The following is a 26395-nucleotide window of genomic DNA, read 5'->3' as shown; positions in this document are numbered from 1 at the left end:
CGGCGCGGCCGTCAAGCCCGGTCGGCGGCCTCCTCGTCGGCAGGGTCGGAGATGCGGGAACGCAAGGTGGCGGCCAGCTCCTTCGTCACTTCCTCGATCGCCTCGATCACCACGGCCTGCACCGGATCGGGCTCCCCCGACCGCCTACGGCTCGCCCGGGTGACGACGTCGAGCCTGCGGGCCCCGATGCCGCGGATGTCGCTCACGCGTACCTCGCCCTCCGGCACGTCGAGCAGCGCCAGCTCCGGCACGATCGCCACCCCGTGCCCGGCCGCGACCAGCGCGAGCGCCGGCCCCCACTCGCCGATGACGTGCGGCTTCTGCGGCTCGATGCCGTGCAGCCCGGCCAGCCGGTCGAGCGCCTGCCCGCACGCCTGCCCGGGATCGGCCGCCACCCACGGCCGCTGCAACAGCTCCTCGACGGTGGACGGCGGATCGGACCAGGACGGCGGCACGACGATGCGGTATGCGTCGACGTACAGCAGGCGGCTGGTCAGCGACGGCTGCGCCAGGACGGGCAGACCCATGTCCTGCTCGGTGATGAGCAGATCGACGGACCCGAGCCGCAGCTCCTGGAGCGCCGGCGGGCCGTAGATCTCGCGGATCGCCGGTGCGATCTTCGGATGGCGGCGGGCCAGCCCTCGCATCGCGGGCACGAGCAGGTGGCTGATCGCGGTGGGGAACGCGGCGATGCGCACGGGCCCGGCCAGGCGTTCGGTGAAGCGGGTGAGCTCGCGTTTGGCCTCGGTCAGCTCCTCCTCGACCCGCTCGGCGTAACCGGCCAGCACGCGACCTGCCGGGGTGAGCGAGACGCTGCGCTGGGAGCGGTCGATGAGGGGCAGGCCGACCTCGCGTTCGAGCTGGGCGAGCTGCTGGGAGACGGCGGAGGAGGTCAGGTGCAGGGCCTGGGCGGCGCGCAGCACGCCACCGCGCCTGGCCACCTCGCGGAGCACGCGCAAGCGCCGGGGGTCGATCTCCACACGGCCAGCCTAAGCCCGCACACCAGGAAGTTGCGGTGATTGTGTCGCGAGGGTGCGAATCCGGAGAATGTTACCCATGGATCTCCTGCTCGACGCCCTCGGCTGGCTGGGTGCCGCCCTGCTGCTGGCGGGCTACGCCCTCGTCTCGTCGTCCCGTCTTTCGGGCGACGGAGTGGCGTACCAGCTCATCAACCTCGCCGGCTCCGTCGGGCTGATGATCAACAGCGCCTATTACGCCGCCTGGCCGTCCGCGGCGCTCAACCTGATCTGGGCCGCCATCGGCGTCACCGCCCTGATCAAACTCGCCAGGGCGGCGCTGCCGAGGACGGCCGGACGTCAGTCGTCGTCCTGATCGGCCTCGTCCCACGCCTTGTTGCGGTCGGCGGCGCGCTGCAACGCACCCGCCGCCTCTTCCTCCGACGCGTACGGACCCATCCGGTCCTTATTGGGGCAACCCTTGTCGGGCTCGACCCGCATGTGCTTGAGACAGAACCACCACTGGCCTTCGCTCACGGGGTCAATTCTGCCCCGTAGACTCGTGTTTCATGACGACACTGCTCCAGCCAGGGCGAGTTTCGCCCATGCGGAAGGTCCCCGCCCACATCGAGCGGCCGGAGTACGTCGGCAAAAAGCGCCCCAAGACCGGCGAGTCCGACGTGAAGACCCCCGAGATCATCGAGCGGATGCGGGTGGCGGGCAGGATCGCCGCCCAGGCTCTCGAGGAGGTCGGCAAGCACGTCCGGCCGGGCGTCACCACCGACGAGCTCGACAGGATCGGCCACGAGTTCCTCCTCGACCACGGCGCCTACCCCAGCACGCTGGGCTACCGGGGCTTTCCGAAGTCGCTGTGCACCTCGATCAACGAGGTGATCTGCCACGGCATCCCCGACGACACCGTGCTGCAGGACGGCGACATCATCAACGTCGACATCACCGCCTACATCGGCGGCGTCCACGGCGACACCGATGCGACGTTCCTGGTGGGCGACGTCGACGAGGAGTCGCGGCTGCTGGTCGAGCGCACCCGCGAGGCGATGATGCGGGCCATCAAGGCGGTCGCGCCGGGCCGTCAGCTCAACGTCATCGGGCGCGTCATCGAGGCGTACGCCAAGCGCTTCGGCTACGGCGTCGTACGCGACTTCACCGGCCACGGCATCGGCACCACGTTCCACTCCGGCCTCATGGTGCCCCACTACGACGACCCCAACCTGAAGGTCGAAATGGTGCCGGGCATGACGTTCACCATCGAGCCGATGCTGACGCTGGGCACGATCGAGTACGAGATCTGGCCCGACAAGTGGACGGCGGTGACGAAGGACCGCAAGCGCACGGCCCAGTTCGAGCACACGATCGTGGTCACCGAGACCGGCAGCGAGATCCTCACCCTGCCCTGACCCGCCCCGGTCGCGGGGGCGAGCCGCCGGGCGCGTCAACCGGGGTCAGCCGCGCTGCGGCGGCACCACCCCGGACACCGTGGTCCCCTCACCGAGCACGCTGTTGACCGACAGGCTCCCCCGGCCTCGGCGAACGCCGCCCGCATGCGGGCGATGCCGCGCCCCGGCGTCGCCGGGTCGAAGCCCTGGCCGTCGTCACTGATCGTCATGCGCAGCCCGCTCTTGCCCACCGTCACGGCGATGGACACCGTCCTCGCCCTGCTGTGCCGCTCGACGTTGGACAGCGCCTCCCGCAAGGTGGTCATGACGCCGCTCGACACGCGTGACGGCACGTCTGTGGCCGGCAGTGCCCAGGTCTCGACCCTGATCCCGGTGCGCTCCGACCAGTCGGCCAGGCAGCTTTCCAGCGCCTCCGCCAGGCTCTGCCCCCCGCGCATCCGTGTCTCTTCCGACAATTGGTTTCGCCTTTCTTGGCACCCGGGCCGCACGCCGGTCCCCACTCCGGCGCTCCCGTCGACGCGGCGCGCATCCCCCTCAAGACCACGCACGCTGCCACTCGGGGTTATACCCGTCTCCCCTGGGAGAAAGGCTACCCGTCGCTCCACGGGCGTGTAGTGGTAAGGAAGAAGCCCATGTCCGAACGGCTACGCGGCCACGGCCCGACCCCGTCCCTCCCCCGCATCCGATCGGCTGCACGCTGAGATCAGCGCCCACACCGGCCCAGGCTCGGCCCGCGCCAACGCGCCCCGCCCACATGCGCACCGCCGACAGGCGCCAACGCGGCCACGCGGCTGAGCCCGGCGCCCTCCCACAAACCCGGCGCGCACACTCGCTCCACCTTCGCGCACAGAGCCGACAGCCGCCTTACCCGATCACACGGCTGAGCCGGGCGCGCCTGCGCGCCATCTCCGATCGGCCACGCGACTGGGCCGGCTGTGCGCCTACTCGCCCTTGTCCGCGCGGTTGAGGCGGGCGAGATAGGCGTTGTAGGCGTCGAGCTCGGCGTCGCCCTGGCCGGTGCGGTCGGCCTTGCGGTCGGCGCGGCGGGCCTGCCGGTCGTCGTTCTGGTACCACTGCACGGCGATGGCGATCAGCACGATGAGCGTCGGGATCTCGCCGAAGCCCCACGCGATGGCGCCGCCGTCGCGCTGGGTCTGCAGCAGCGTGTCGCCCCAGGTGCGGCCGAGCTGCTCGTACCAGCCGGACGCGATCACGGTGCCCATCATCATCAGCGCGATGCCGAAGAAGGCGTGGAACGGCATGGTGACGAACAGCATCAGCAGCCGCCCGACGTGCGGGAGGCGGCTGGGGCCCGGATCGACGCCGATGATCACCCAGAAGAACAGCGAGCCGCTGAGCAGGAAGTGCAGGGTCATCCAGATGTGGCCGAGGTGCTCGTTCATGGCCGACTCGAACAGCGGCGTGAAGTAGAGCGCGTACGTGGACGCGACGAAGATCGCGGTGGCGACCACGGGATGCGAGATGACCTTGGTGAACCGGCTGTGCAGGATCGTGGTGATCCATTCGCGCGGCCCTCTGTCGCCCCTCCTGGCGGCGGGCTTGAGCGCGCGCAGGGCCAGGGTGACGGGCCCGCCGAGGACCAGGAAGATCGGCACCACCATGGACAGCGTCATGTGCTCGATCATGTGCATGTCGAACATGACCTTGGCGTAGCGGGCCAGCCCGCTCTGGGTGCAGAACACCAGCACCGCCACACCGATGTACCAGGAGGCGGTGCGCCCCCACGACCAGTGGTCGCCGCGCCTTCGCAGACGGCGCACGCCGGCCCCGTACAGACCGGCCAGCACCGCCGCCACCACGGCGAAGAACAGGTCGAACCACCACAGCGTGAACACGTTGCCCAGCGTCAGCTCGGGCGGCATGGGGAAGCCGAGCAGCTCGTAGGCGCGGTCGGCCGGGATGCTGTAGTCGGGCGGCGGCGTACGCGAGAGCGCCACGGCCACGCCGATGGTGGCGAACATGAGCACGGCCTCACCGCCGGCCAGCCGGGTGAACGCCCGCGGCTTGTCCGCCTTGAGGTCGGCGAGCGTGCGCTGCCGGTGCCAGTAGCCGACGTAGCCCAGCAGCACGAAGGCCACCATCTTGGCGAGGGCGAGCAGGCCGTACTCGGTGGTCCACAGGTCGGAGACCGCGCCGAGGCGGGCGACCAGCGCGAAGACGCCCGAGAGCCCCACCCCGACGTAGCAGAACAGCGCGAGCCGGGAGAAGCGCTCCGCCGCGATCTCCAGCTGCGGCTGCTTGCGCAGCGCGTGGAGGGCCAGCACGCCGAGCCCGCCGACCCACAGGGCGAGTGAGAGCAGGTGCAGCGCGACCGACGAGGTGGCCAGGTCGTGGTTGGGCGAGGACGAGGTGTGGCCGGTGAGCGGCGCGGGCAGCATCGTCACCAGCGCGAACACCAGCAGCCCCGCCGCGGCCCCCGCGGTGATGGCGCCGCGCGAGAACAGTGCGATGGCCACCCCGAACAGCACCACGAGCGTCAGCGCGACGCCCTGCGTGGTCTGGGTGGCGTAGCTGGTGAGGATCGTGCGGTCGAGGATCTGGGGAATGGTGCGGCCGATGCTCTCGGCGGCGCCGAACAGGATCGAGGCGAACGCCGCTCCCGCCCAGACCAGCGCAGCCCACGAGCTCGCCTTGACGTAGTCGACGGCGCTCTTGCCGAGCACGCCCTTGTCGTTGGGCAGCAGCAGGGCGGCCATGAGCAGCAGGCCGACGGTGACGACGCCGGCCGCGTCCATGAGCAGCTTCGACACCGGCAGGCCCCAGCGGACGAACGCGCCGGAGTCGGGCAGGCCGGGGATGATCCTGGGGAACGCCCTGCCACCCGCGATCATGCCGATGACCAGGGCCGCGACGGCGGCCGCCGCGGTCACGAGGGCGAGGCGCGCCGTCCGGGTCATGGCTGCTTCTTCCTCGCGCTGATGAGGAAGCCGATGCCGATGCCGACGAGCGCGCCGATGACGACGATCAGCCAGACGGGGAACGTGACGTCCTGCTGGGCGTCCTGCTCGGCGGCCGCGTTGCCGGCCTCGATGGAGGCGCTGGGCTGCTCGGCCGGCGGCGAGGCCGCGGTCACGGCGGGCGCGGCCGTCTCGGAAGCGCCATCGGACGGCTCGGCGCCGGGTGACGCCTCCTCGGCCGCCTTCTCCGCGCCCTTCACCCGGAACGGGATCTCCCCCTCGATGGGGTGCCCGTCGGACGACACGACCCGGTAGGCGATCGTGTACGTGCCGTCGGGCAGCGGCCCCTTGACCGCCTGGGTCACCACGGCGCCGTCGACCTCGGGCTCGCCGCTCTGGTGCTCGGCGTCTCCGTCGCCGCGGACGCTGACGAAGGGCATGCGCACCTTGCTGCTGAATTCGAGCCTGACCTCGTCGAGGGACTCCACCTCGGCGCCCTTGGCCGGGTTGCTGCTCTTGAGCCTGTCGTGCGCCAGCGCGGGAGCGGCGGTGCCGAACACGAACAGGGCGGCGGCGAGAATCGCGGTAAGGGCCGCGAGCGGGGATCTGTTCATGACAACCCCAGGCTACCGACGCACCCGGCCGGTCTGGACCTCACTCCTCCAACACACGTCTACAATTCCGCCCCTATGCCCACATTCGGGCAGTCCGCTTTCCGGCCCGCCGCCGCCCCACCTTCCGGCCCGGCCGCTGAGCCGCCGTTCGGGGTCCGCCCCGAGCCGCCGTTCGGGTCGGCCCCGAGCCGCCGTTCGGGTCGGCCCCGAGCCGCCGTTCGGGTCGGCCCCGAGTCGCGTTTCCGGCCGAGTGATCGGCCTTTTCCGGGCGCGCCGCTGACCCGGCCGGGCTCCGGACGCGCCGAACGGGCCCAGCCGAGCTGCGCCGGATGCGCGGCGTGGAGATGGAGGCGAGAACGGTCGTGGCCGGGCGTGCTCACCCGGCCACGACATCAGGCGACGGCGGCGGTCACAGGCCCGCGCAGGCGAGCGCGCGCCGGTAGGCGTCGACCGCGCGGTCGGTATCGCCGAGCTGCTCCATGGTCTCGGCGGTGGCGTACCAGTGGGAGGCCGAACGGCGGGAGTCGGGCAGCGGCTGCAGCCACCGCTCGACGGCGGCGGCGTGCTCGCGGCCCTCGTCGACCCGGCCGGCGGCGCCGTAGATGCGGCCGAGCAGCAGGTTGGCCTCGGCGCCCAGCACATTGCCGTACTGCGGCAGCAGCTCGCGGCACTTGACGGCGTGCTGAGCGGCCTCGTCGAGATCGTTGTTCATGTATTCGGCGCAGGCCAGCTCGAGGTACAGGGTGGCCTGGTCGATGGTGCTCGTGGAGGTCTGCTCGAACTCCTTGATCGCCGCGCGCAGCACGTCGCGAGCGCTCGCCGGGTCCTGCGCGCCGGTCCTGAGCTTGGTACGCGCGGCCTGCAGCCGCATCCTCGCGGTGTTGCGCGGCTGCCCGTGCTCGAGCTGCACGGCCAGGGCCCGCTCGATGAACGTCACCGCCTCGTCGTAGTGACCGGTGGCGCGGGCGATGAAGGAGGCGTTCCAGTTGGCCGCCGCGATCGAGCGCGGGGTGCCGAGCGCGTCAGCGGCGTTGAGCAGCTCGGCCGCGAACTGCCGGGCGCGCAGCATGTCGCCACGCTCGTAGTAGGCGGACAGGAGGGTCGCGCCCAGCTCGACCCGCAGGTCGGTCCAGGGTTCGCGGTTGTTGCCGATGAGCAGCTGCTCGCCGACCTCGACCGCCTCGTGCAGCCGCTCGCTCTCGCGGTACGCCCGGCACAGCGCGATGGCCACTTCGAGAGCGCGCTCCTGTGGCAGTTCTTCCTCGCGCAGCCGCAGCATGATGGAGATCGCCTCGCCGAGATCGCCGGCCGCCTCTGTGGCGAGTGCCAGGCCGAACTCCGCTTCTTGACGAAGCGATGTCAAGCCTGACAAGTTACTGTTCTCCAGGAGTTCCGCGAAACGCGTGCGGGCCTCGGCGACCTCACCGTTTTCGAGTGCCAGCCGCGCATAGCCCAGGGCGAGCTCGATGTCCTCCATCTGCTCGGCGGTGACACCGTTGATCAGGTAGGACAGCGAGCAGTCCAGCTTCGCGGCCAGCAACTCCAATACCGCAGGAGTGGGAGTACGCTTACCGCTTTCGATCAGCGAAACGTAACTGTCCGACAACTCGGGGTGTGCCAACTGAGCCTGCGAAAGACCGCGCTGCCGGCGAACCGTCTTGATGCGGAGTCCGACGAGATCCGATGTGGTCACAACCGCCACTCCCTGAGAAGATGAAGTCCGAGCAACCCACCTAGGCGAGGGAGAACCCCCATGCGCAAGCGCATTGCCCTGTCAGTCCTGGCCGTCGCGATCGGCACCGCGGTAGCCCTTGCGGGTAATGGTACGGCCGCGAATGCCTCAGCGTCTCCCCTCTCGAGCGCACTCTCCGAGTCCTCTTGCTGCTGAGCGACGACCACCGTCCTGGTCGCCGTCCACGAGATGATCGAGGACGTCGTCCGGAATGAACGCCCAGGCGGCACACCGCTCAGGGAAGGCGCCGCACTCGCCTCGCCCGCCGCGGTGCGCGCACGCTCGTCCGCGCCGGTGGGGGGCCTTCGGGTCCCGGCACCTGCTGGTCGCGCGTCGTTCGCCTGAGTCGCTGATCAAGGGCCCACGTGACCCACTACACATCAGACACGGCCGGTTGACAAGCTACCGACCGCATCTACATTCCAGCTACACGCTCGCGTGGGCCCTCCCCTCTCCAGGGATCGCGATTAAGCTCCCTACGTGCATCCCGCCGATCCCCGACCTCCTTCAACGTCCGGCCTGGTCATCGGCCTCCTGGGCCCGGTGGTGGGAACGCGCGACGGCAAAGCGCTCGATCTCGGCCCGCCACTCCAACAGGCCGTCGCCGCGATGCTGGCGACGTGGCCGGGCAGGGTGGTGACCCTACCTCAGCTCATCGCCGGTCTTTGGGGTGAGACCGCTCCTAACAGCTCCCAGCAGAGCGTCTACACCTACATCGCCGGGCTGCGCCGCGCCTTCGAGCCCGGACGCGGCAGGCGGCAACCGCCCCGTACGGTGACCAAGGCCCCCGGCGGCTACCTCTTACGGCTCGACCCGCTCGCGATCGACGCGCACCTCTTCTCCGCCCGGCTGGAGTCGGCGTCGAAGGCACGTACGGCCGGCGACCTCTCCGCCGCGTTGCGCGCCCTCGACGAGGCGCTCGCCTTGTGGCGTGGCCCGGCGCTCAGCGGTGTCCCCGGGCCGTTCGCGGAGGGTGAGCGGGCCCGGCTCGACGAGCTCCACCTGACCGCCGTCGAGGCCAGGGCCGAGGTGCTGACCTTGCTCGGCCGCCCCGAGGACGCCCTCGCCCCGCTGCGCGAGCTGGCCCGCCGCCATCCGCTGCGCGAACGCCCCCACGAGCTGCTCATGCTCGCCCTGCACGCGTGCGGGCGGCAGGCCGAAGCGCTGCGGGCCTTCGAGGAGGCACGGCGCGTGCTGGCCGAGGAGCTGGGCGCCGACCCCGGCGACGGCCTGCGCCACGCCCACCGGCTCGTCCTGTCCGCCTCAGGCGACGACCCGCCCGCCGCCCCTGCCCGGCGCGAACCCGCTTCCGTCCGTTCCCGGGGCGAAGGCGGGCGATCGCCCTCCCACCGCGCCCCGGGCGAGGACGACGTGCAGCCGCCCTCCGGCCGCGCGGACCGTGCGGGCGGCGGGGTGGAGCCCGCCGGAAGGCACGTGCCGCGGCAGCTTCCCCGGGACCCGGCGGCGTTCGTCGGGCGGGCGCGGGAGATCGTCCGGCTGAAGTCCCTGCTCGACCCGTGGGGCGGGGAGCCGCCGCACCCGTTCGTGGTCATCTGCGGCCCGCCGGGCGTCGGCAAGTCCACTCTGGCCGTACACGTCGCCCACGCCGTGCGCGACCGGTTCCCCGACGGCCGGCTGTACGTCAATCTGCGCGGCGGCACGCCGAACGTGCCCAGACCGTCCGCGTACGAGGTGCTCTGCCGGCTGCTGCGCGGCCTCGGCACGCCCGGCGCGGCCATTCCGGCCGACGAGGACGAGGCCGCCGCCCTGCTGCGGAGCACGCTCCACGGCCGGCGGCTGCTCGTGCTCCTCGACGACGCCGCGGATCACGCGCAGGTGAGGCCGTTCGCCGCGCTGCCGCCCGGCACGGCGGTGCTGGTCACGAGCAGGGAGTCGCTGGCGGCAGGCGACGGCTGCGCTCAGGTGCGCCTGGGGCCGATGTCCGACGCCGAGGCCACCGCCATGCTGGCCAAGTACGCGGGCGCCGACCGGGTGTCCGCCGACCTGAAGCAGACCGGGCGGCTGGTCCGCCTGTGCGACGGGTTCCCGCTCGCGCTGCGCATCGCGGGGGCACGGCTGGCCGACCGCCCCGACTGGAGCGTTGCGGCGCTGACGGAGCGGCTCAGCGACGAGCGGCGGCGGCTGCGCGAACTGGAGGCGGGTGACCTGGCCGTACGGTCGAGCCTGGCGGCGAGCTGGAGCGCGCTCAGCGGCAGCACCCGCGAGACCGATGCGGCGGCGGCACGGCTGCTGGCCCTGCTCGGCCTGCTGCACGTGCCCGACGTCACGGTGGAGGCGGCCGCGGCGCTGTCCGGCGATCCGGAGCCCGAAGTGGAGCGGGCGCTGGAGCGTCTGTGCGACGCCCACCTCCTGGAGGCCGGGGAGCCCGGCCGCTACCACCCGCACGACCTGGTCCGGCTGTTCGCCGCCGAGCTGCCGCCCCCGGGCGGGCGGACCGCGCCGCTGCTGCGGGTGCTCGGTTTCTACGCCGAGTCGGCCAGGGCAGCCGCGCGCACCAGCGACCCGCACCGGGTCCACTGCCTGTATCCGCCGATCGACGCGACGGGCCGCACGTTCTGCGACGCGGCGGAGGCGGACGACTGGCTCGGCAGAGAGGAGGCGACGCTGCTGGCCGCCGCGTACCAGGCCATGGCGGACCCCGACGACGGCGTGGCGCGGGCGGGGGCGGCGATCGGCCTGGCCCTGTGGTGGTACCAGCAGAAGAACTACCGCGTGACCGACCTGGTGGCGACGGGCGAGCGGCTGGTCGCGACCGGCGAGCGCCTGCGTGACGAGGTCATCGAGATGCATGGGTACGCGCACATGGCGACCGGGCGCTACTTCCTGAACGATATCGCCTGCTTGGCGCACAACGAGCGGCACCTCGCGCTCGCCAGGCGGCTCGGCGACCGCTTCGAGGAGCAGCGGGCGCACGGCAACCTGGCCGCCACGCTGCTGCGCTGGGAGCGCTTCGAGGAGTCGCTGGACCATGCGCTAGGGCAGCGCGCGATCGCCCGCGAGATCGGCTCGGACGTCGGCGAGCGCTACGCGCTGCTGGCGGCGGCACGGGCGTACGTGGAGCTCGGCCGCGTCGAGGAGGCCGTGGGCGTGCTGGACGAGGGCGCGGCGATGGCCGAGCGGGCGGGCGACGTGCACAGCGCCACGGAGTTCGCGGTGTGGCGCGGCCGGGTCATGATCGCACTGGGCCGGTGCGAGGCGGCTCTCGGCCTGCTCACCGGGGTACTGGAGCGGGGCCGGATCCTGTCCAGGACGACCGAGATGGGCTGCCTGGTGTATCTGGCGCGGGCCCACCGCATGCTGGGGCAGATCGACGAGGCCGTGCGGCGCGGCGTCGAGGCGGTCGCGATGGCCGAGCGGGCCGGGAGCACGTACTGGCTCGAAGAGGCGAAGGCCGAGCGGGCGCTTGCCATCGCGGCGCGCGCGGCCATGACGACCCGATGAGCGGCCATGGCGAGCCGATGAACGGCGAGGCGGCGCGTCACGGCGGTGGGGCGGTGTCCCTCAGGGCGAGGAAGAAGTCGACGCGGTCGGCCATCGTGGACAGGTCGCGGCCGGTCAGCTCCTCGATCCTGCGCACGCGGTAGCGCACGGTGTTGACGTGCACGTGGAGCTGCTCGGCGCAGGAGTGCCAGGAGCCGGCCCGGTCGAGGAAGACGCCGAGCGTGCGCACCAGGTCGGACTGGTGCCTGCGGTCGTAGTCGAGCAGCGGCGACAGCAGCCGCCGGGAGAACGAGCGGCGCACGTCGGATGGCACGGTGGCGAGCAGCAGCGCGTGGGTGTAGATCTCGTCGCTGGTGACGACGCCGCCGTCGCGGTCCTCGGCCAGGCGGCGGGCGTGCCCGGCCTCCTCGACGCCGCCCTTGACGGCGGCGGCTCCGGTGAGCGCGCCGCTGAGCCCGACGCACAGGCGGGTGTCGGGCAGCGCGGCCAGCACCTCGGCGCCCGCGCGCAGCCGGGCGGCCAGCTCGCCGGCGCCGCCGTCGCGCAGCGGCACGACGGCCACCGCGCCGTCGGCGCCCGCGGCGGCCACGACCTCGCGGCCGAGCAGGTTCTCCACGATCCGGCCTCCGAGGGTGGCGGGGTCGGGGCCGCGGGTGGCGCCGGGCCTGACGGCGACGGCGTTGACCACCGCGTACGGCTCGTCCGCGCCGATCCCGCAGGTGCGCAGCCTGGCGTTGAGCTCGGCGGGGTCGGCCCCGGCCAGCGCGGCGACGATGAGCTGCTCGGCGAGGCGGCGTTCGACGCGGCGGCCCTCCTCGACGCGGCCGCGTTCGAGTCCCACGCAGGCGGCCAGCTCGTAGCCGACGTCGGCCCGGTCGAGCAGGTCTCCGTCGCAGGCCAGCGCCCAGCCGGCGGCCCGGTGCCCGCGCCCGACGGCGAAGATCGTGTGGCCTCCGGCGACCACGGGCAGGCTGGGCGCGGTCAGGTACGCCTTGGCCAGCCCCACCGGGTCGTCGGCCGCGCCCACCAGGATCTCGCCCGACGGCGTCAGGACGGCGCCGGTGACGCCCAGCTCGGCGGCGGTCAGCTCGAACAGCTCGGCCAGCCCGGCGCCCTCGGCGAGCGCCGCGACGAGCCTGCGGTGGCGGCCGAGCGCGTCGCGCGCGTCGCCGGCCAGCCGCGAGGCGACCAGCTCGGCGAGCGTGCGGAAGGAGACTTCGGTCGGCACCTCGACGAGCGGCAGCCCGGCCCGCTCGCAGGCGGAGACCAGGTCGCCGGGCACGCGGCCGAGCAGCGCCTGACCGGCGCCGAGCGCGGCGACGCCCGACTCGGCCAGCGCCGCCACGAACCTGTCGGAGTCGCCGGGCGCGTGCCACCACGTCAGCCCGGTCAGCACCAGCTCGCCTCCGGCCAGGTAGCGGCCGGGCTCGGGCAGGTCGGTGATGTGCACGCCGGCGAACTCGCGGGCGGGGTCGCCGGTGAGCAGGGTCAGGCGCAGGTCCTCGATGGCCAGCAGGTCGGAGAGGCGCACCTGTAGGAATGTACAAGGCGGGCAGGACAACCGCTGACCGACATTTCACGTCAGGCGCATAGGACGGACCGGGCGGCCGGTGCTCTACTCGGAAGATGACGCGAACGGCTGACGAGACGGCTGCCGCGATCCTGCACGGGATCGGCGAGAGCGCGCGGCGGCCCGACGCCACGCTGAAGGTGACCGGCGAGTTCGCCTACGCCTCCGACCTGTGGCTGGAGGGCATGGTGTGGGGCGCGACGCTGCGCAGCCCGCACCCGTCGGCGTGGATCCGCTCCATCGACGTGGGCCCGGCGCTGCGGATCCCCGGCGTACGTGCGGTGCTGACGCACGAGGACGTGCCCGGCGAGAAGTACTTCGGCCTTGAGCACAAGGACCAGCCGGTGCTGGCCATCGACGAGGTGCGCTACCAGGGCGAGCCGGTGGCGCTGGTGGCGGCCGACCATCCGGAGACGGCGCGCAGGGCCGCGGCGGCGATCGAGGTCGTCTACGAGCCCCGCCCCGCGGTGACCGATCCGCGTGAGTCGCAGCGGTTCGTCCGCTACCAGCCGGTACGCCGCGGCGACACCTTCGAGGCGGAGGTCGTGGTCCGCGGCGAGTACGAGGTCGGCATGCAGGACCAGGCGTTCCTGGGCCCGGAGGCGGGTCTCGCGGTGCCGGCCGAGGACGGCGGCGTCGACCTCTACATCGCCACCCAGTGGCTGCACGTGGACCGCGACCAGCTCGCGCCCTGCCTGGGCCTGCCGCCGGAGAAGGTGCGGCTGACGCTGGCGGGCGTCGGCGGCGCGTTCGGTGCGCGCGAGGACCTGTCGATGCAGATCCACGCGTGCCTGCTGGCCTTGCGGCTGAACCGCCCGGTCAAGATCTCCTACGGCCGCGAGGAGTCGTTCTTCGGTCACGTGCACCGCCATCCGGCACGGATGCGCTACGAGCACGGCGCCACCCGCGACGGCCGCCTCGTCTACGTCAAGGCGGACATCCTGCTGGACGGCGGGGCGTACTGCTCCTCGTCGCGGGCGGTGGTGGGCAACGCGGCGTCGCTGGGCGTGGGGCCGTACGAGGTGCCGAACGTGCACATCGACGCCACCGGCGTCTACACCAACAACCCGCCGTGCGGCGCGATGCGCGGGTTCGGGGCGGTGCAGGCGTGCTACGCCTACGAGTCGCAGATGGACCGGCTGGCGGAGGCGTGCGGGCTGTCGCCGGTCGAGATCCGGGTGCGCAACGCGGTCTCGCAGGGCTCGCGGCTGGCGACCGGGCAGGTGATCGACTCGCCGGCGCCGCTCGCCGACATGCTGAAGCGGCTGGCGTCGATGCCGCTGCCGCCCGAGCGTACGGACACCGATCTGCGCTCGCTGCCCGGCGGCGTCTCGCAGACCACGCACGGCGAGTCGGTGCGGCGCGGCGTCGGCTACGGCGTCGGCATCAAGAACATCTGCTTTTCTGAGGGCTTCGACGACTACTCGACCGCGCGGGTGCGGGCCGAGCTGGTCGGCGGGGAGCCGCACGTCACCGTGCACACGGCGGCGGCCGAGGTGGGTCAGGGCCTGGTGACCGTGCAGGCGCAGATCGCGCGGACCGAGCTCGGCATCCCGAACGTCACCGTGGCCACGGCCGACACCTCGGTCGGGTCGGCGGGCTCGTCGTCGGCGTCGCGGCAGTCGTACGTGACGGGCGGCGCGGTCAGGGCCGCCTGCCAGGCGGTGCGCGAGCGGTTCAAGGGGCTGCCCGCCAAGGAGGCGCTCGAACGGTTCGGCCCGATCGAGGAGACGCGCGAGTACCGGCACCGGCCGACGTACCCGATGGACCCGGTGACCGGGCAGGGCGACTCGCACACGCAGCTCGCGCTGTGCGTGCACCGCGCGGTCGTGGACGTGGACGTCGAGCTGGGCCTGGTCAAGGTGGTCGAGCTGGCGGCGGTGCAGGACGTCGGGCGGATACTGAACCCGCAGGCGCTTGAGGGCCAGATCCACGGCGGCTCGGCGCAGGGCCTCGGGCTGGCGCTGATGGAGGAGATCCAGGTGCGCGACGGGCGGGTGCTGAACCCGTCGTTCACCGACTATCTCATCCCCACCATCCTCGACATGCCGCCCATGAAGCTGGAGATCCTGGAATATCCGGACCCGGCGGCCCCCTATGGCCTGCGCGGCGCCGGCGAGCCGCCCACGCTCTCTTCAACGCCCGCCATCGCCGCCGCGGTCAGAGCGGCCACGGGACGTCGGTTGACTCGCGTTCCCGTCAGGCCGGAGGATATCGCCTTGTCCGAATGACGGCTCGACAAGGGGGCATCTCATGGCAAGCGCGCGCGAGGCGGCCGAGGCCGAGTTCCGGCGCTTCGACACCGACGGCGACGGCCTGCTGACCGCCGACGAGATCAGGAAGGCCAACGAGGCGCTGGGCGGGCAGGGGGTCACCGAGAGCGAGATCGAGGCGTTCATCGCCTCCGCCGACACCGACGGCGACGGCTCCATCAAGCTGGAGGAGTTCGTGGCGCTGGTCGGCCACGGCCGCCACGAGAAGGCGTGATCTCCCCCGCCGCTGGGTAGGCAACCGGGCACTCCCCCGTGATCGCGAGGGGACACGAGGGGAGTCGTGCCGGTGCTCGACAGGTTCTTCGAGCTGACCGGGCGGGGGAGCACCGTCGGCCGCGAGGTGCGTGGTGGGCTCACCACGTTCATGGCGATGGCCTACATCATCCTGCTCAACCCGATCATCCTGGCCGGCGCGACGGACGTCACCGGCGCCCGGCTGTCCATCGCGCAGCTCACCACCGCCACCGCCCTGGCCGCCGCGATCTCCACGCTGCTCATGGCGTTCGTCGGCAACGCGCCGTTCGGCCTGGCGGCCGGGCTCGGCCTGAACGCCGTGGTCGCCTATCAGGCCGCGCCGCGCATGACCTGGCCCGAGGCCATGGGCCTGGTGGTGCTCGAAGGCGTCGTCATCATCGTGCTGGCCGTCACCGGGCTGCGCACACTGATCATGAACGCGATCCCGCTGGCGCTCAAGCACGCGATCAGCGTGGGGATCGGGTTGTTCATCGCGCTCATCGGGCTCGTGGACGCGGGCTTCGTCGCGCGCGGCTCGGGCACGCCGGTGCAGCTCGGCGCGACGGGCCACCTCACCGGCTGGCCGGTCGCGGTCTTCAGCTTCGGCCTGCTGCTGATGATCCTGCTGTACGTCCGCAGGGTCCCTGCCGCCATCCTCATCAGCATCGCCATCACCGCGCTGCTCGCCATCGTCGTCAACGAGACGGCCACGGTCGAGGAGGGCACGTGGGGCGTGGTCACCCCGCGCCTGCCCGAGTCGCTGGTCGCCGCGCCGGACTTCGGGCTGGTCGGGCAGTTCGACCTGTTCGGCGGGTTCGCCAGGGCGGGGGCGCTGACGGCCACGGTCGTGCTGTTCACGCTGGTGCTGTCGGGGTTCTTCGACGCGATGGGCACGATCATCGGCGTCAGCGACGAGGCCGGCATGGTGGACGACAAGGGCCGGGTGCCCAGGCTGGGCCGCATCCTCACCGTGGACGGCGTGGCCGGCGTGGTGGGCGGCGCGGTCAGCTCCTCGGCCAACACCGTCTTCGTGGAGTCGGCGGCCGGTGTCGGCGAGGGGGCGCGTACCGGTCTGGCCAGCGTGGTGACGGGCGCGCTGATGGCGCTGACGCTGCTGTTCACGCCGCTCGCCGGGGTGGTGCCCGCCGCCGCGGCGGCGCCCGCGCTGGTGCTGGTGGGCGCGCTGATGATGACGCAGAGCAGGAACGTGCCCTGGGACGATCTCGACGTGGCCGTGCCGGCGTTCCTCACCATCGCGCTGATGCCGTTCACGTACTCGATCACCAACGGCGTGGGCGCCGGGGTGATCGTCTACACGCTGATCAAGGCGGTCAAGGGCCGGTTCTCGGAGATCCCGGTGCTGCTGTGGATCGTCTCGCTGGTGTTCTTCGCCTACTTCGCCATCGAAGGGCTGCAGGAGCTGTTCGCCTAGCGGATGTCGGCGCTGTTGCAGGCCACGCCGTTGTTGTCGACGTCGTCGTACCAGGCGTACTCCTCGTGGCGGCCCCTGTGGTACGGGCCGTCGCCGGCCGCCACGGCCTCCTTGCAGCTCGCGAAGCGCTTGTCGGGGACGCGGCCGCCGACGCCCGTCTGCGTGCCCGTCGTGCCCGTCTGCTGGGCGCCTGGCTGGGTCTGCCCCACGCCCGGCTGCGTCTGACCCACGCCCGGCTGCGTCTGACCCACGCCCGGCTGCGTCTGACCCACGCCCGGCTGCGTCTGACCCGTCTGCCCCGTCTGACCTGTTTGCCCCGTTTGGCCCGTGCCGGGGGGCGACTGCACGGCCCCCGGCTGGGTCGGCTGGTCCTGCCCCGGCGTCTGCCCGGTGCCCGGCTGGGTCTGGCCGGGGGACGGCTGCCCGGTGGGGGTGCCGCCCTGCGCGTCGCCCAGCATGCGCGCCGCCAGCGCCTCGGCGTCCTCCTTGGTGAAGCCGGCGATGCTGACGCTGTCGCCCTCCATGGGCTGGGTGACGATGGGCGCGGCCAGCACGATCTTGGGCTGGTCGGCCTGCTCGGGCGCCAGCACGATCGCCACCTGCCGCTGGTCGAGCGCCATCTCGTCGATCAGATCCGTCAGCCGCTCCTTGTACGCCGGGGCGACCGCGATGCGGACCGAGTAGGAGCCGTCACGCTCGCGCAGCGGCTCGATGCGCTGCACCGACGGCACGGTGACCCCGTCTTCGAGCAGATAGCAGGTGCTCTGCTGCTCGTCGAGCACGGCCGGGTCGCCGGGGCAGGGCGCCTGCTTGGTCTCCGTGACCGGCGCGAAGTGGATCGGCACCGCGAGGTGGCGCGGCGGCGTGCCCCCTAACAGGGGCGTGTCAGGATTGCGGGTCATCAGGACGGCGACCGTGCCCAGCACGCCCGCGATGATCACGACGAGGACCAGCGAGACGATCAGCACGATGGTGGTGAATCTGCTGGCCTTAGGCTCCCCCGGATCCGCGATCTGCGGCTCTTCCGGCTTGTCCATCGATGACGTTCCCATCCTGACGGCCCATGTCGACGGTCGGGCTGCCGGTGAGCCTATCGAGATGAGGCCGCAGCGAGGTAATCAAGCGGAAGTTCCATGCTTGACCCGGAAATGGGAAGAAGAGTAGGGGCAGGATCGCACATTTCGGCGAAAGAGTTACGCCATGAAGGTCGCAGTGCCGCGAGAGGTCAAGAACAGCGAATACCGAGTGGCGCTGACCCCGGCGGGGGTGCACGAGCTCGTCCGCCATGGGCACCAGGTACTGGTGGAGCGCTACGCGGGGGTCGGATCGGCCATCCCCGACGAGCAGTACGCCGCGGCGGGCGCCGTCCTGGTGCCCGAGCCCGACGAGCTGTGGGGCGAGGCCGACCTGGTGATGAAGGTCAAGGAGCCGGAGCCTGAGGAGTACCACCGGCTGCGCAAGGGCCAGGTGCTCTTCACGTACCTGCATCTGGCCGCATCGCGCGGCTGCACGAAGGCCCTGCTGGAGTCGGGCTGCACGGCGATCGCGTACGAGACCGTGCAGACGCCCGACGGCGCGCTGCCGCTGCTCGCGCCCATGTCCGAGGTGGCGGGACGGCTGGCCGCGCAGGTCGGCGCCTACCACCTGATGCGCTCGGCGGGCGGCAGGGGCGTGCTGATGGGCGGCGTGCCCGGCGTGCACGCGGCGAACGTCGTGGTCATCGGCGCCGGGGTGTCCGGCATGAACGCCGCCGCCGTCGCCCTCGGCATGCAGGCCGAGGTGCTGCTGCTCGACAAGAACATCGACAAGCTGCGCCAGGCCGACCTCATCTACCAGGGCCACTGCCAGACCGTGGCGTCCAACACGCTGGAGATCGAGCGTGCCGTGCTGGAGGCGGATCTCGTCATCGGCGCGGTGCTCGTGCCCGGCGCGAAGGCGCCGAAGCTGGTGAGCAACGACCTGGTCTCCCGGATGAAGCCCGGCTCCGTGCTGGTGGACGTCTCGATCGACCAGGGCGGCTGCTTCGAGGACTCCCGGCCGACCACGCACGAGGAGCCCGTCTACCGGGTGCACGACTCGATCTTCTACTGCGTGGCCAACATGCCGGGGGCCGTGCCGCACACCTCGACGTTCGCGCTGACGAACGTCACGCTCCCGTACGCGCTGGCCATCGCCGACCTGGGCTGGCAGCAGGCCCTGCGCGCGGACCCCGCGCTCGCGCTCGGCCTGAACACGCACGAGGGCCGCCTCACCAGCGAACCGGTCGCGCAGGCGCACGGGCTGGAGTGGACGGCCCTCGAGGAAGTGCTCGGCTGAACCCTGTGCCGGTGCCGGCCTACTGCTTCGACTCGCTCGGCGACGGCTGCAGGTTCTCCATCGGCGCCTGCTGATCGCCGGTGGGCTCGGGCGGCAGCGGAGCCTGGTCGGCGGTCGTGGTGATCGCGTCGGGTCCGCCGCAGGTCGCGCCCGGCTCAGGCGTGTCGGGGCCGTTCTGGTAGCGCTTGATGAACGCCCCCAGCTTCGGGTCCTCCGGATCGGTCAGCTTGAGCTGGTGCCCCCACGAGGACACCACGATCGGCGAGGGCAGACCCGGGTACGGGCTCATCAGCAGGTAGTCCTGCTGGCCCACCGAGGTCGCCGCCTCCCTGAGCTTCTCGACCTTGTCCTTCGGCAGCTCCGGCTGGTAGGTGATCCAGACCGCGCCGTGCTCGAGCGAGTGGACCGCGTGCTCGTTGTGGATCGGCTTGTCGTAGATGTCACACTGCTGCCAGTAGTTGTTGTGCTCGCCGCCCATCGGCGGCGTCTCCTTGTAGTCGACCGCCGTCCACACGTGCTGGCCCGCGTCGTACTTGGTGCTGACCACGGCGTCGAGTGAGGTCTCCTGCGCCCGCTTGACGAGGTAGAAGCCGACCACGCCGACGAGCACCACGATGATGAGCCCGCCAGTGCCCCACATGAGGAGCGCCGCGCGACGCTCCTTGCGCCGCTGCTCGGCCCGCATCTTCTGCAGATGCTCGCGCCGCGCCTGCGCCTTCTCCTTCGTCATCGTTCCTCCATCGGCGTACCAACCTCGGGTCACCCTATGCCCTCCGGGCGTATGTGGAGAATAAGACCTGCATAAGCATGCGATCACGGCTTCGCACCGGGGTGGGTACGCTGGACGGGCCATGGAAAAGCCCGTGAGGAAACCGTTCCTGATCATCTGCGGCGTGCTGGTGCTCGCCGCGGCCGCGTTCCTGCTGTTCGGCCGTGCCGGCACCCCGGGCGACACCTCGCCCGAGGCCGGGTTCGCCCGTGACATGGCCGCGCATCACGCGCAGGCCGTCGACATGGCGTTCACGATCAGGGACAAGGGCCCCGCCAAAGAGATCTCCAGTCTGGCCTTCGACATCATCAACACCCAGGCCAACCAGCGGGGCATGTTCCTCGGCTGGCTGCAGCAGTGGGGGCTGAGCCAGGCCACCGACCAGCGGCCCATGGCCTGGATGAGCGGCCACGGCCACAGCGCCGCCGCCTCTCCCGGCGTCCAGGGCCAGATGCCCGGCATGGCCACGCCGGAGGAGCTGACCAAGCTCAAGCAGGCAGAGGGGCGCGACGCCGAGGTGCTGTTCCTGCAGCTCATGATCCGCCACCACGAGGGCGGCGTGCAGATGGCCGAGGGGCTGCGGCAGCTGTCCACGCGCACCGAGGTCGTCGGCATGGCCCAGAAGATCATCGACGGGCAGTCCGCGGAGATCAAGCTGATGACCGATCTGCTCGCCAAGCGGGGCGCCGAGCCCCTCCCGTCGATACTCAAGCCCGAATAGGCCGCTGAGCCGATGAGCGCCGACGCGGTCGTCGTGGGATCGGGGCCCAACGGGCTGGTGGCCGCCGTCCTGCTGGCCCGCGCCGGGCTGCGGGTGACGCTGCTGGAGGCCGCCGACCGGTTCGGCGGCGGGCTGGGCTCGGCCGAGCTGACGCTGCCGGGGCGCGTCCACGACGTGGGGGCGACCGTGATGGCGATGGCGCTGGCCTCGCCGGCGTTCCGCGCGCTGGGGCTCAAAGGGGTCGAGTTCGCGCATCCCCCGGTGCCCGCCGCCCATCCCCTCGACGACCGGCCCGCCGTGCTGGTGCATCGCGACGTGCGGCGTACGGCGCGGGGGCTCGGGCGTGACGGTCCTGCCTGGCTGGCGAGCGCGGGCATGGTGGCGCGCGGCGGGCTTCCGCTGGCCGAGCTGCTGCTGAAGCCTCTGGGGCCGTGGCGGATCGCCCCGCCGCTGGGGCGCGGCTCGGGACGGGCGGCACCGGCCGATGAGGCCGCATCCGGGGCGGCGCCGATCGACGAGGCCGCATTCGGGGCCGCGCCGATCGACGGGGCCGCATTCGGAGCGGGAGCGCCGTCCGGGGACGCCTTGGCGGTGGGGGCGTTGCCGGTGTCGGCCTTCGTGCGGGCGGCCGCGTTCGGGGCGATGGCGGCGCTGCCGGCGACGACGTTCGCGCGTACGGCGTTCCGCACGGTGGAGGCGCGCGCGCTGCTGGCGGGGATGGCCGCGCACTCGCTGCTCGACCTGCGCTCCCCGCTCACGGCCGGCTACGGGCTCATGCTGGCGTCGCTGGCCCACCTGGTGGGCTGGCCGCTGGTGCGCGGCGGCTCGCAGGTGCTGGCCGACGCCCTGGTGTCCGAGCTGCGCGCGCTCGGCGGCGAGGCGGTGACCGGCCACCGCGTACGCCGGCTGGCCGAGCTGCGCGCGCCCGTCGTCGTGCTCGACGTGACGCCCCGGCAGTTCCTCGCCATGGCCGGCGACCTCCTGCCCGCTCGCTACCGGCGGCGGCTCGCCCGCTACCGGCACGGGCCCGGCGTGTTCAAGATGGACTGGGCGCTCGACGAGCCGGTGCCGTGGCGCGATCCCGCCGTCGCGGGCGCGGGCACGGTGCACCTCGGCGGCACGCTGGAGGAGATCGCGCTGAGCGAGGCCGAGACGGCCGCCGGGCGGCACTCGCCCCGCCCGTACGTGCTGCTCGTCCAGCCGTACGCGGCCGACCCGGCGCGCGGCGGCCACACGCTGTGGGCCTACTGCCACGTTCCCAACGGCTCCGCGATGGACATGAGCGACGCCATCGAGACGCAGATCGAGCGTTACGCGCCGGGCTTTCGCGACCGGGTGCTGGCCCGCCACGCGATGGGCCCGGCCGAACTGGAGGCGGCCGACGCCAATCTGGTGGGCGGCGACATCGCGGGCGGGCTGGCGAGCCTCGGGCAGTTCGTACGGCGGCCGGTCTGGTCGCCCGCGCCGTGGCGGACGCCGCTGCCCGGGGTGTTCCTCTGCTCGTCGGCGACGCCGCCCGGGCCCGGGGTGCACGGGATGGGCGGCTGGCAGGCCGCCCGCCTCGCCCTGCGCCGCCGCTGACCGGCACGGGCCGGCGGCGGCACGGACCGCACGCCGAGGCGGCGGCACCAGCGGTCACGCCGAGGCGGCGGCCTCTTCGGCGAGGGCGGCGGCGAAGGCGTCCACGTCCTCCTCCGTGGTGTCGAACGCGCACATCCAGCGCACCTCGCCGGTGGACTCGTTCCAGGTGTAGAAGCGGAAGCGCTTGCGCAGCCGGTCGGCGACGTCGGCGGGCAGCACCGCGAAGACCGCGTTGGCCTCGACGGGCCTGCTCAGCCGCACGCCCGGGATGCCCTCGACGGCCGCGGCCAGCCGCCGCGCCATGGCGTTGGCGTGGCGGGCGTTGCGCAGCCACAGGTCGCCGGAGAGCAGCGCCTCGAACTGCACCGACACGAACCGCATCTTCGACGACAGCTGCATGTACGTCTTGCGCAGGTAGTCGACGCCGCGGGCCGCGTCGGGGTTGAGCACGACGACCGCCTCGCCGTACAGCAGGCCGATCTTCGTGCCGCCGAAGGAGAGCACGTCCACGCCGACGTCGGTGGTCAGCGCCCGCAGCGGCACGTCGAGCGCGGCGGCGGCGTTGGCCAGGCGCGAGCCGTCGAGGTGGACGGTCAGGCCGAGGCCGTGGGCGTGGGCGCAGATCTCGGCGAGTTCGCCGGGCGTGTAGACGGTGCCGAGCTCGGTGACGTTGGAGACGGAGACCACCTTCGGCTGGGCGCGGTGCACGTCGCCGAAGCCCCACGCCTGCCGGTCGATCAGCTCGGGGGTGAGCTTGCCGTCGGGTGTGGGCACGGTCAGCAGTTTGATGCCCGCCGCCACCTCGGGCGCGCCGCCCTCGTCGGTGTTGATGTGGGCGGTCTCGGGGCAGATGACCGCCTCCCAGGGGGCGGTCATGGCGCGCAGGGAGACGACGTTGGCCGCGGTGCCGTTGAACACCGGCCATGCCTGCGCCGTCTCGCCGAAGTGCTGGCGGAAGACCTCCCGCGTCGCCTCGGTGTAGACATCGTCGCCATAGGCGACCTGGTGGCCGCCGTTGGCGGTGGCGATGGCCTGGAGGATCTCGGGGTGCACCCCTGCGTAGTTGTCGCTGCCGAACGCCTTCAGCAGGGGGTCGTGCCGGGGATTCAAGAGGTGAGGTCCAATCGCGTGCCGTTGATCTCTTCGGCCGGGCGGTCGTAGAGGCCGCCGATGGCCGCTGCCAGGTCGTCGACGTCGGTGAACCCCGCGAACTTCGCCTCCGGCTTGGCCGCCCTCATGGCGTCGTTGACCAGCGCCTTGACCACCAGGATGACGGCCGCGCCGCCGGTTCCCCTGAGCGCGTCGGCGAGGGAGAGCGTCCACGCCTCCGCCGCCGCCTTGGCGGCCGCGTACGCGGCGCCGCCCGCGGTGGGCGCCTGCGCGGCCTGGGCCGAGACGATCACGAACCGGCCGTTGTCGCTGCGCCGCAGCAGCGGCTCGAACGCCAGCGACACGTGCTGGAGCGTGCGGATGATGCGGTCGTGCAGGAAGTCCCAGTCGTCGAGGTTCGTCTCCGCGAACGAGGGCGCGCCGCGCCAGCCGCCCACCAGGTGGACGACGCCGTCGACGCGGCCGTGCTCGCGCTCGACGCGGGCGGCCAGCTCGTGCACGGCGGCGCGGTCGAGCAGGTCGGTGTCCTTCCTGCCGACCTCGATGACGGTGTGCCCGCCCTTACGGAAATATGCCGACACCGCCGCGCCGGTGGGGCCTCCTGCCCCGGTCACCACGATGATCATGCGCGGAGTCCCTCTGTCGATTCGACCACGTCCGCCAGCTTACGGCGCAGCGCCTCGTAGAACATGCTGAGGGGGAACTCGTCGGGCAGCACCGCGTCCACCTTGGCCTTCTGCTCCTCGGGCAGCGCCTCGACACCCTTGGCCCACACGGACGCGGGGTGCGGCGGCACGTACGCGCTGACCAGCTCGTACGCCGCCAGCCAGTGCGCCAGCTTGGACCGGTCGATGCTGTCGCGGTAGAGCTTCTCCACCTCGCCGCGCAGGTCGGCGACGCCGATCGCGACCCGTTCCCAGTCGATCGAGAGCCGGTTGTCGGTCCAGCGCACGATGTCGTTGCGGTGCAGGTAGGCGAAGAGCAGCTGACCGCCGAGCCCGTCGTAGTTGCGCACCCGCTCCCCCGTGATCGGGAAGCGGAACAGCCGGTCGAACAGGATCGCGATCTGGACGTAGCGGGCGTGCGGCACCCCGCGCTCCTCCAGCCTGACCGCCTCGCCGAACGCGGTGAGGTCGCAGCGCAGCTCCTCCAGCGAGTACAGCCAGTACGGCATCCGCTGCTTGATCATGAACGGGTCGAACGGCAGGTCGCCGTGGCTGTGGGTGCGGTCGTGGACGAGGTCCCACAGCACGTACGTGTCCTGGGCGAGCCGCTGCGAGGCGAGCAGCCGCTCGGCGTCCGGCGGCAGGTCCAGCCGCAGCGTCTCGGCGGCGGCCCCGGCGACCCTGCGGAACCTCGCGGCCTCGCGGTCGGCGAAGATGCCGCCCCAGGTGAAGCGGGCCGGGGTGGTGCGCACGGCGACCGTCTCGGGGAACAGCACGGCCGAGTGGGTGTCGTAGCCGGAGGTGAAGTCCTCGAACGCGATCGGCACGAACATCGGGTTGTCGTAGCCGCCCGCCTCCAGCTCGGCCAGCCAGCCGGGCCAGATCGTGCGGACCCAGACGGCCTCCAGGTTCCTGTTGGGGTTGCCGTTCTGGGTGTACATGGGGAAGACCACGACGTGCTCCAGCCCGTCCTCGCGCTGGGTGTCGGGGTGGAACAGGTCGAGCGAGTCGAGAAAGTCGGGCACGCCGAGCCCCTGGGCGGCCCACTTGCCCAGGTCCGCCCGGACGGCCTCCAGGTAGGCGGCGTCGTGCGGGAAGTGCGGGGCGATCTCGGCCACCCGTTCCGCGATCGTCGCGACCAGCTCGGCGGCGCGCTCCTTGTGCTCGTCCGGCACCGAGCCGTCCTTGACCTGCAGCGGGCGCAGCTCCTCCACGGCCTCCTTCAGGCGGGCGAAGCGGGCGGCCTTGATCTCATCGCGCGGCGCCCGGTCCGTCTCGTCGTCGGGTACGCGGGCGGTCCAGGTGATCACGTTGCCCCAGAGCCTGCGGTGGTCGTGGTCCTCGATCGAGTCGTCGCCGAACAGGTCGGAGTCGGCGAACACCACCACCCGGCCCTTGCCGTGCCGCAGCGCGACGGCCAGCGGGGCGTTCGCCGGCGCCGCCGCGGCCGAGGTGCGGAACAGGACCTCGGCGCCCTCGCCCGCGGCCAGCACGCCCGAGCGGTAGAAGCAGGCCGTACGCACGCCGGCCAGCAGCCCGGACTCCGTGGAGCGTTCCCCCAGCACCCAGGTGGCCACTCCGCGGTAGGAGTGGCCGGGGTCGCGCACGGTGGTGTGCTCGACGCGGACGCCGAAGCGGGCCAGCAGGTCGGCGAGGTTGTTGCCGTACTTGTCCTGCTCCTCCTCGGCCAGCACCACCAGGCCGCCGCCGTCGCGTACGTAGGACTCGATCGCGTCCAGCTCGGCCGGGGTGAAGACGGGGCTGCCCTGTCCGGTCGTGCGCTCCCAGCGCGCGTCCGAGGGGTGGGCGATGACCAGGACGTCCTGGGCTGCGAGCGTCTCCGCGTCGAGCGGGCCGCCCGTGTGAGCGTCGACCGTGTGCCCCAGGTGCCGCAGCAGCCCGGCCGCGCGGGCGTAGCTGGTGTCGTCGGGGTGGGCCGGGTTGACGGTCTCGGCCAGCTCGCGGCGGATGGTCCACGACTCGCTGTGCGCCTCGTCGAACAGCACCCGAGGGAACGATCGCATGAAATTTCTCCTGTTTCTACCGCCTTATGCCGGAAAATATACACACCCTTCCTGCATGCCCCGCCAATCCCTCCCGAATACCGAGACAGGCTTGGGGCCGGCGCAGGCGCCGGCACCACGCGGGACCGGTGCCGGGCCAGGCGCCGCCGCGCCAGGCGGCACCTGGCCCGGACGCGACAGCGAGAGAGGCGGCACCCGGCCCGGACGCGACAGCGCGCGAGGCGACACCCGACCCGGGTGCGACGGCGCGCGAGGCGACACCCGGCCCGGACGCTACGCCGAGCGAGGCGACACCCGACCCGGGTGCGACGGCGCGCGGAAACCCCGCCCGGCGCTTGGCGCGGCGGCACGCCCACGGGTGACGGCTTAGGTGCGCGCGACGGCCGCCTCAGTGTGCAGCGGCATCGGCATGGCGAGCGGTGCGTTGCGCACCTGCGGAGTGGGCAGCGCCGCACGTCGCCGCCGCCGCGCTCCGTCCGCCGCCCGTCCGGCGGCGCGGTCGGGCCAGGCAGCGCGTCGCAGGGCGGACGCCGCAGCGCGGCCGCCGCCGGGCTGCGGCCCGCGCCCTGGCCGCCGCGCACAGCCTGCGGGCCGGACCCC

At 72.4% G+C, this 26395-nt stretch carries 21 protein-coding genes; 9 read left to right on the top strand and 12 right to left on the bottom strand.

Translation table 11 applies throughout. The features are described 5' to 3' along the window. Positions 1-11: 11 nt before the first annotated feature. Complete coding sequence (locus tag ACFMQL_RS26655; RefSeq protein WP_364055520.1) at positions 12-980, bottom strand: LysR family transcriptional regulator; 969 nt, start codon at positions 978-980, stop codon at positions 12-14. A gap of 76 nt (positions 981-1056) precedes the next feature. Between ACFMQL_RS26655 and ACFMQL_RS26650 the strand changes: the two genes are divergently transcribed. Further along, positions 1057-1332, top strand: a complete 276-nt coding sequence (locus ACFMQL_RS26650; RefSeq protein WP_364055523.1) for a hypothetical protein — start codon at positions 1057-1059, stop codon at positions 1330-1332. Here the strand turns inward: ACFMQL_RS26650 and ACFMQL_RS26645 are convergent. Next, positions 1317-1493 (bottom strand): hypothetical protein, encoded by a 177-nt coding sequence (locus ACFMQL_RS26645; protein WP_364057596.1) that lies wholly within the window; start codon positions 1491-1493, stop codon positions 1317-1319. The genes ACFMQL_RS26650 and ACFMQL_RS26645 overlap by 16 nt on opposite strands. A 32-nt stretch (positions 1494-1525) precedes the next feature. On the opposite strand from ACFMQL_RS26645, the gene map reads away from it, so the two are divergent. After that, the gene (gene map, locus ACFMQL_RS26640; protein ID WP_364055526.1) at positions 1526-2374 is read left to right on the top strand and encodes a type I methionyl aminopeptidase; all 849 of its coding nucleotides are present in this window, start codon (positions 1526-1528) and stop codon (positions 2372-2374) included. Between the two features lie 35 nt (positions 2375-2409). Here the strand turns inward: map and ACFMQL_RS26635 are convergent, their stop codons facing one another. The 4 genes from ACFMQL_RS26635 to ACFMQL_RS26620 form a co-directional block, all read right to left on the bottom strand. Continuing rightward, positions 2410-2811 carry a sensor histidine kinase gene (locus ACFMQL_RS26635; protein WP_378787571.1) on the bottom strand — a complete coding sequence of 134 codons (402 nt, stop codon included), beginning with the start codon at positions 2809-2811 and terminating at the stop codon, positions 2410-2412. A 504-nt stretch (positions 2812-3315) separates the two neighbouring features. Next, positions 3316-5292: a cytochrome c oxidase assembly protein gene (locus ACFMQL_RS26630; protein WP_364055532.1), complete on the bottom strand. Its 1977-nt coding sequence runs from the start codon at positions 5290-5292 to the stop codon at positions 3316-3318. After that, entirely contained in the window at positions 5289-5906 is a 618-nt protein-coding gene (locus ACFMQL_RS26625; protein WP_364055535.1) for a copper resistance CopC family protein, read from the bottom strand. The genes ACFMQL_RS26630 and ACFMQL_RS26625 overlap by 4 nt, the downstream gene beginning before the upstream one ends. Positions 5907-6315: 409 nt before the next feature. Then, on the bottom strand, positions 6316-7599 hold the full coding sequence (locus ACFMQL_RS26620) for a tetratricopeptide repeat protein (RefSeq protein ID WP_378787569.1): 1284 nt from the start codon (positions 7597-7599) through the stop codon (positions 6316-6318). 519 nt (positions 7600-8118) lie between these two features. Here ACFMQL_RS26620 and ACFMQL_RS26615 point away from each other — a divergent pair. After that, the gene (locus ACFMQL_RS26615) at positions 8119-11100 is read left to right on the top strand and encodes a BTAD domain-containing putative transcriptional regulator (protein WP_378787567.1); all 2982 of its coding nucleotides are present in this window, start codon (positions 8119-8121) and stop codon (positions 11098-11100) included. A gap of 37 nt (positions 11101-11137) precedes the next feature. Here ACFMQL_RS26615 and ACFMQL_RS26610 read toward each other — a convergent pair whose 3' ends face one another. Further along, positions 11138-12631, bottom strand: a complete 1494-nt coding sequence (locus tag ACFMQL_RS26610; RefSeq protein WP_364055544.1) for a helix-turn-helix domain-containing protein — start codon at positions 12629-12631, stop codon at positions 11138-11140. A 95-nt stretch (positions 12632-12726) separates the two neighbouring features. Here ACFMQL_RS26610 and ACFMQL_RS26605 point away from each other — a divergent pair, with 95 nt between their 5' ends. The 3 genes from ACFMQL_RS26605 (at position 12727) to ACFMQL_RS26595 (ending at position 16609) form a co-directional block, all read left to right on the top strand. Then, positions 12727-14901 carry a molybdopterin cofactor-binding domain-containing protein gene (locus ACFMQL_RS26605; RefSeq protein ID WP_364055547.1) on the top strand — a complete coding sequence of 725 codons (2175 nt, stop codon included), beginning with the start codon at positions 12727-12729 and terminating at the stop codon, positions 14899-14901. Between the two features lie 22 nt (positions 14902-14923). Continuing rightward, on the top strand, positions 14924-15157 hold the full coding sequence (locus tag ACFMQL_RS26600; protein ID WP_364055550.1) for an EF-hand domain-containing protein: 234 nt from the start codon (positions 14924-14926) through the stop codon (positions 15155-15157). A gap of 72 nt (positions 15158-15229) precedes the next feature. After that, positions 15230-16609 (top strand): NCS2 family permease, encoded by a 1380-nt coding sequence (locus ACFMQL_RS26595; RefSeq protein ID WP_364055553.1) that lies wholly within the window; start codon positions 15230-15232, stop codon positions 16607-16609. On the opposite strand, the gene ACFMQL_RS26590 is transcribed toward ACFMQL_RS26595, so the two are convergent. Continuing rightward, the gene (locus tag ACFMQL_RS26590) at positions 16606-17646 is read right to left on the bottom strand and encodes an excalibur calcium-binding domain-containing protein (protein ID WP_378787563.1); all 1041 of its coding nucleotides are present in this window, start codon (positions 17644-17646) and stop codon (positions 16606-16608) included. The genes ACFMQL_RS26595 and ACFMQL_RS26590 overlap by 4 nt on opposite strands. Before the next feature lie 163 nt (positions 17647-17809). On the opposite strand from ACFMQL_RS26590, the gene ald reads away from it, so the two are divergent. Beyond that, the gene (ald, locus tag ACFMQL_RS26585; RefSeq protein ID WP_364055559.1) at positions 17810-18925 is read left to right on the top strand and encodes an alanine dehydrogenase; all 1116 of its coding nucleotides are present in this window, start codon (positions 17810-17812) and stop codon (positions 18923-18925) included. Between the two features lie 19 nt (positions 18926-18944). Here the strand turns inward: ald and ACFMQL_RS26580 are convergent, their stop codons facing one another. After that, positions 18945-19655, bottom strand: coding sequence for a DUF3105 domain-containing protein (locus ACFMQL_RS26580; protein WP_364055562.1), 711 nt, complete (start codon positions 19653-19655; stop codon positions 18945-18947). A 133-nt stretch (positions 19656-19788) separates the two neighbouring features. Here ACFMQL_RS26580 and ACFMQL_RS26575 point away from each other — a divergent pair, with 133 nt between their 5' ends. Beyond that, the gene (locus ACFMQL_RS26575) at positions 19789-20415 is read left to right on the top strand and encodes a DUF305 domain-containing protein (RefSeq protein WP_378787561.1); all 627 of its coding nucleotides are present in this window, start codon (positions 19789-19791) and stop codon (positions 20413-20415) included. Between the two features lie 12 nt (positions 20416-20427). Beyond that, positions 20428-21996, top strand: a complete 1569-nt coding sequence (locus ACFMQL_RS26570; RefSeq protein WP_378787559.1) for a phytoene desaturase family protein — start codon at positions 20428-20430, stop codon at positions 21994-21996. 54 nt (positions 21997-22050) lie between these two features. On the opposite strand, the gene ACFMQL_RS26565 is transcribed toward ACFMQL_RS26570, so the two are convergent. From ACFMQL_RS26565 to ACFMQL_RS26555, 3 genes are read right to left on the bottom strand one after another with little or no spacing between them, the layout of a single operon-like run. Next, entirely contained in the window at positions 22051-23106 is a 1056-nt protein-coding gene (locus tag ACFMQL_RS26565; protein ID WP_364055571.1) for a low specificity L-threonine aldolase, read from the bottom strand. Then, a complete protein-coding gene (locus tag ACFMQL_RS26560) occupies positions 23103-23732 on the bottom strand; it encodes an SDR family NAD(P)-dependent oxidoreductase (protein WP_364055574.1) in 630 nt (209 codons plus the stop codon). The genes ACFMQL_RS26565 and ACFMQL_RS26560 overlap by 4 nt, the downstream gene beginning before the upstream one ends. Then, on the bottom strand, positions 23729-25795 hold the full coding sequence (locus ACFMQL_RS26555) for a DUF6421 family protein (protein ID WP_378787556.1): 2067 nt from the start codon (positions 25793-25795) through the stop codon (positions 23729-23731). Before ACFMQL_RS26555 ends, ACFMQL_RS26560 begins: the two co-directional genes overlap by 4 nt. Positions 25796-26395: the final 600 nt, after the last annotated feature.

It is taken from the genome of Nonomuraea fastidiosa (genome assembly GCF_042751225.1).
Taxonomy (GTDB): domain Bacteria; phylum Actinomycetota; class Actinomycetes; order Streptosporangiales; family Streptosporangiaceae; genus Nonomuraea; species Nonomuraea fastidiosa.
This window is presented reverse-complemented; position numbering and strand designations above follow the sequence as displayed.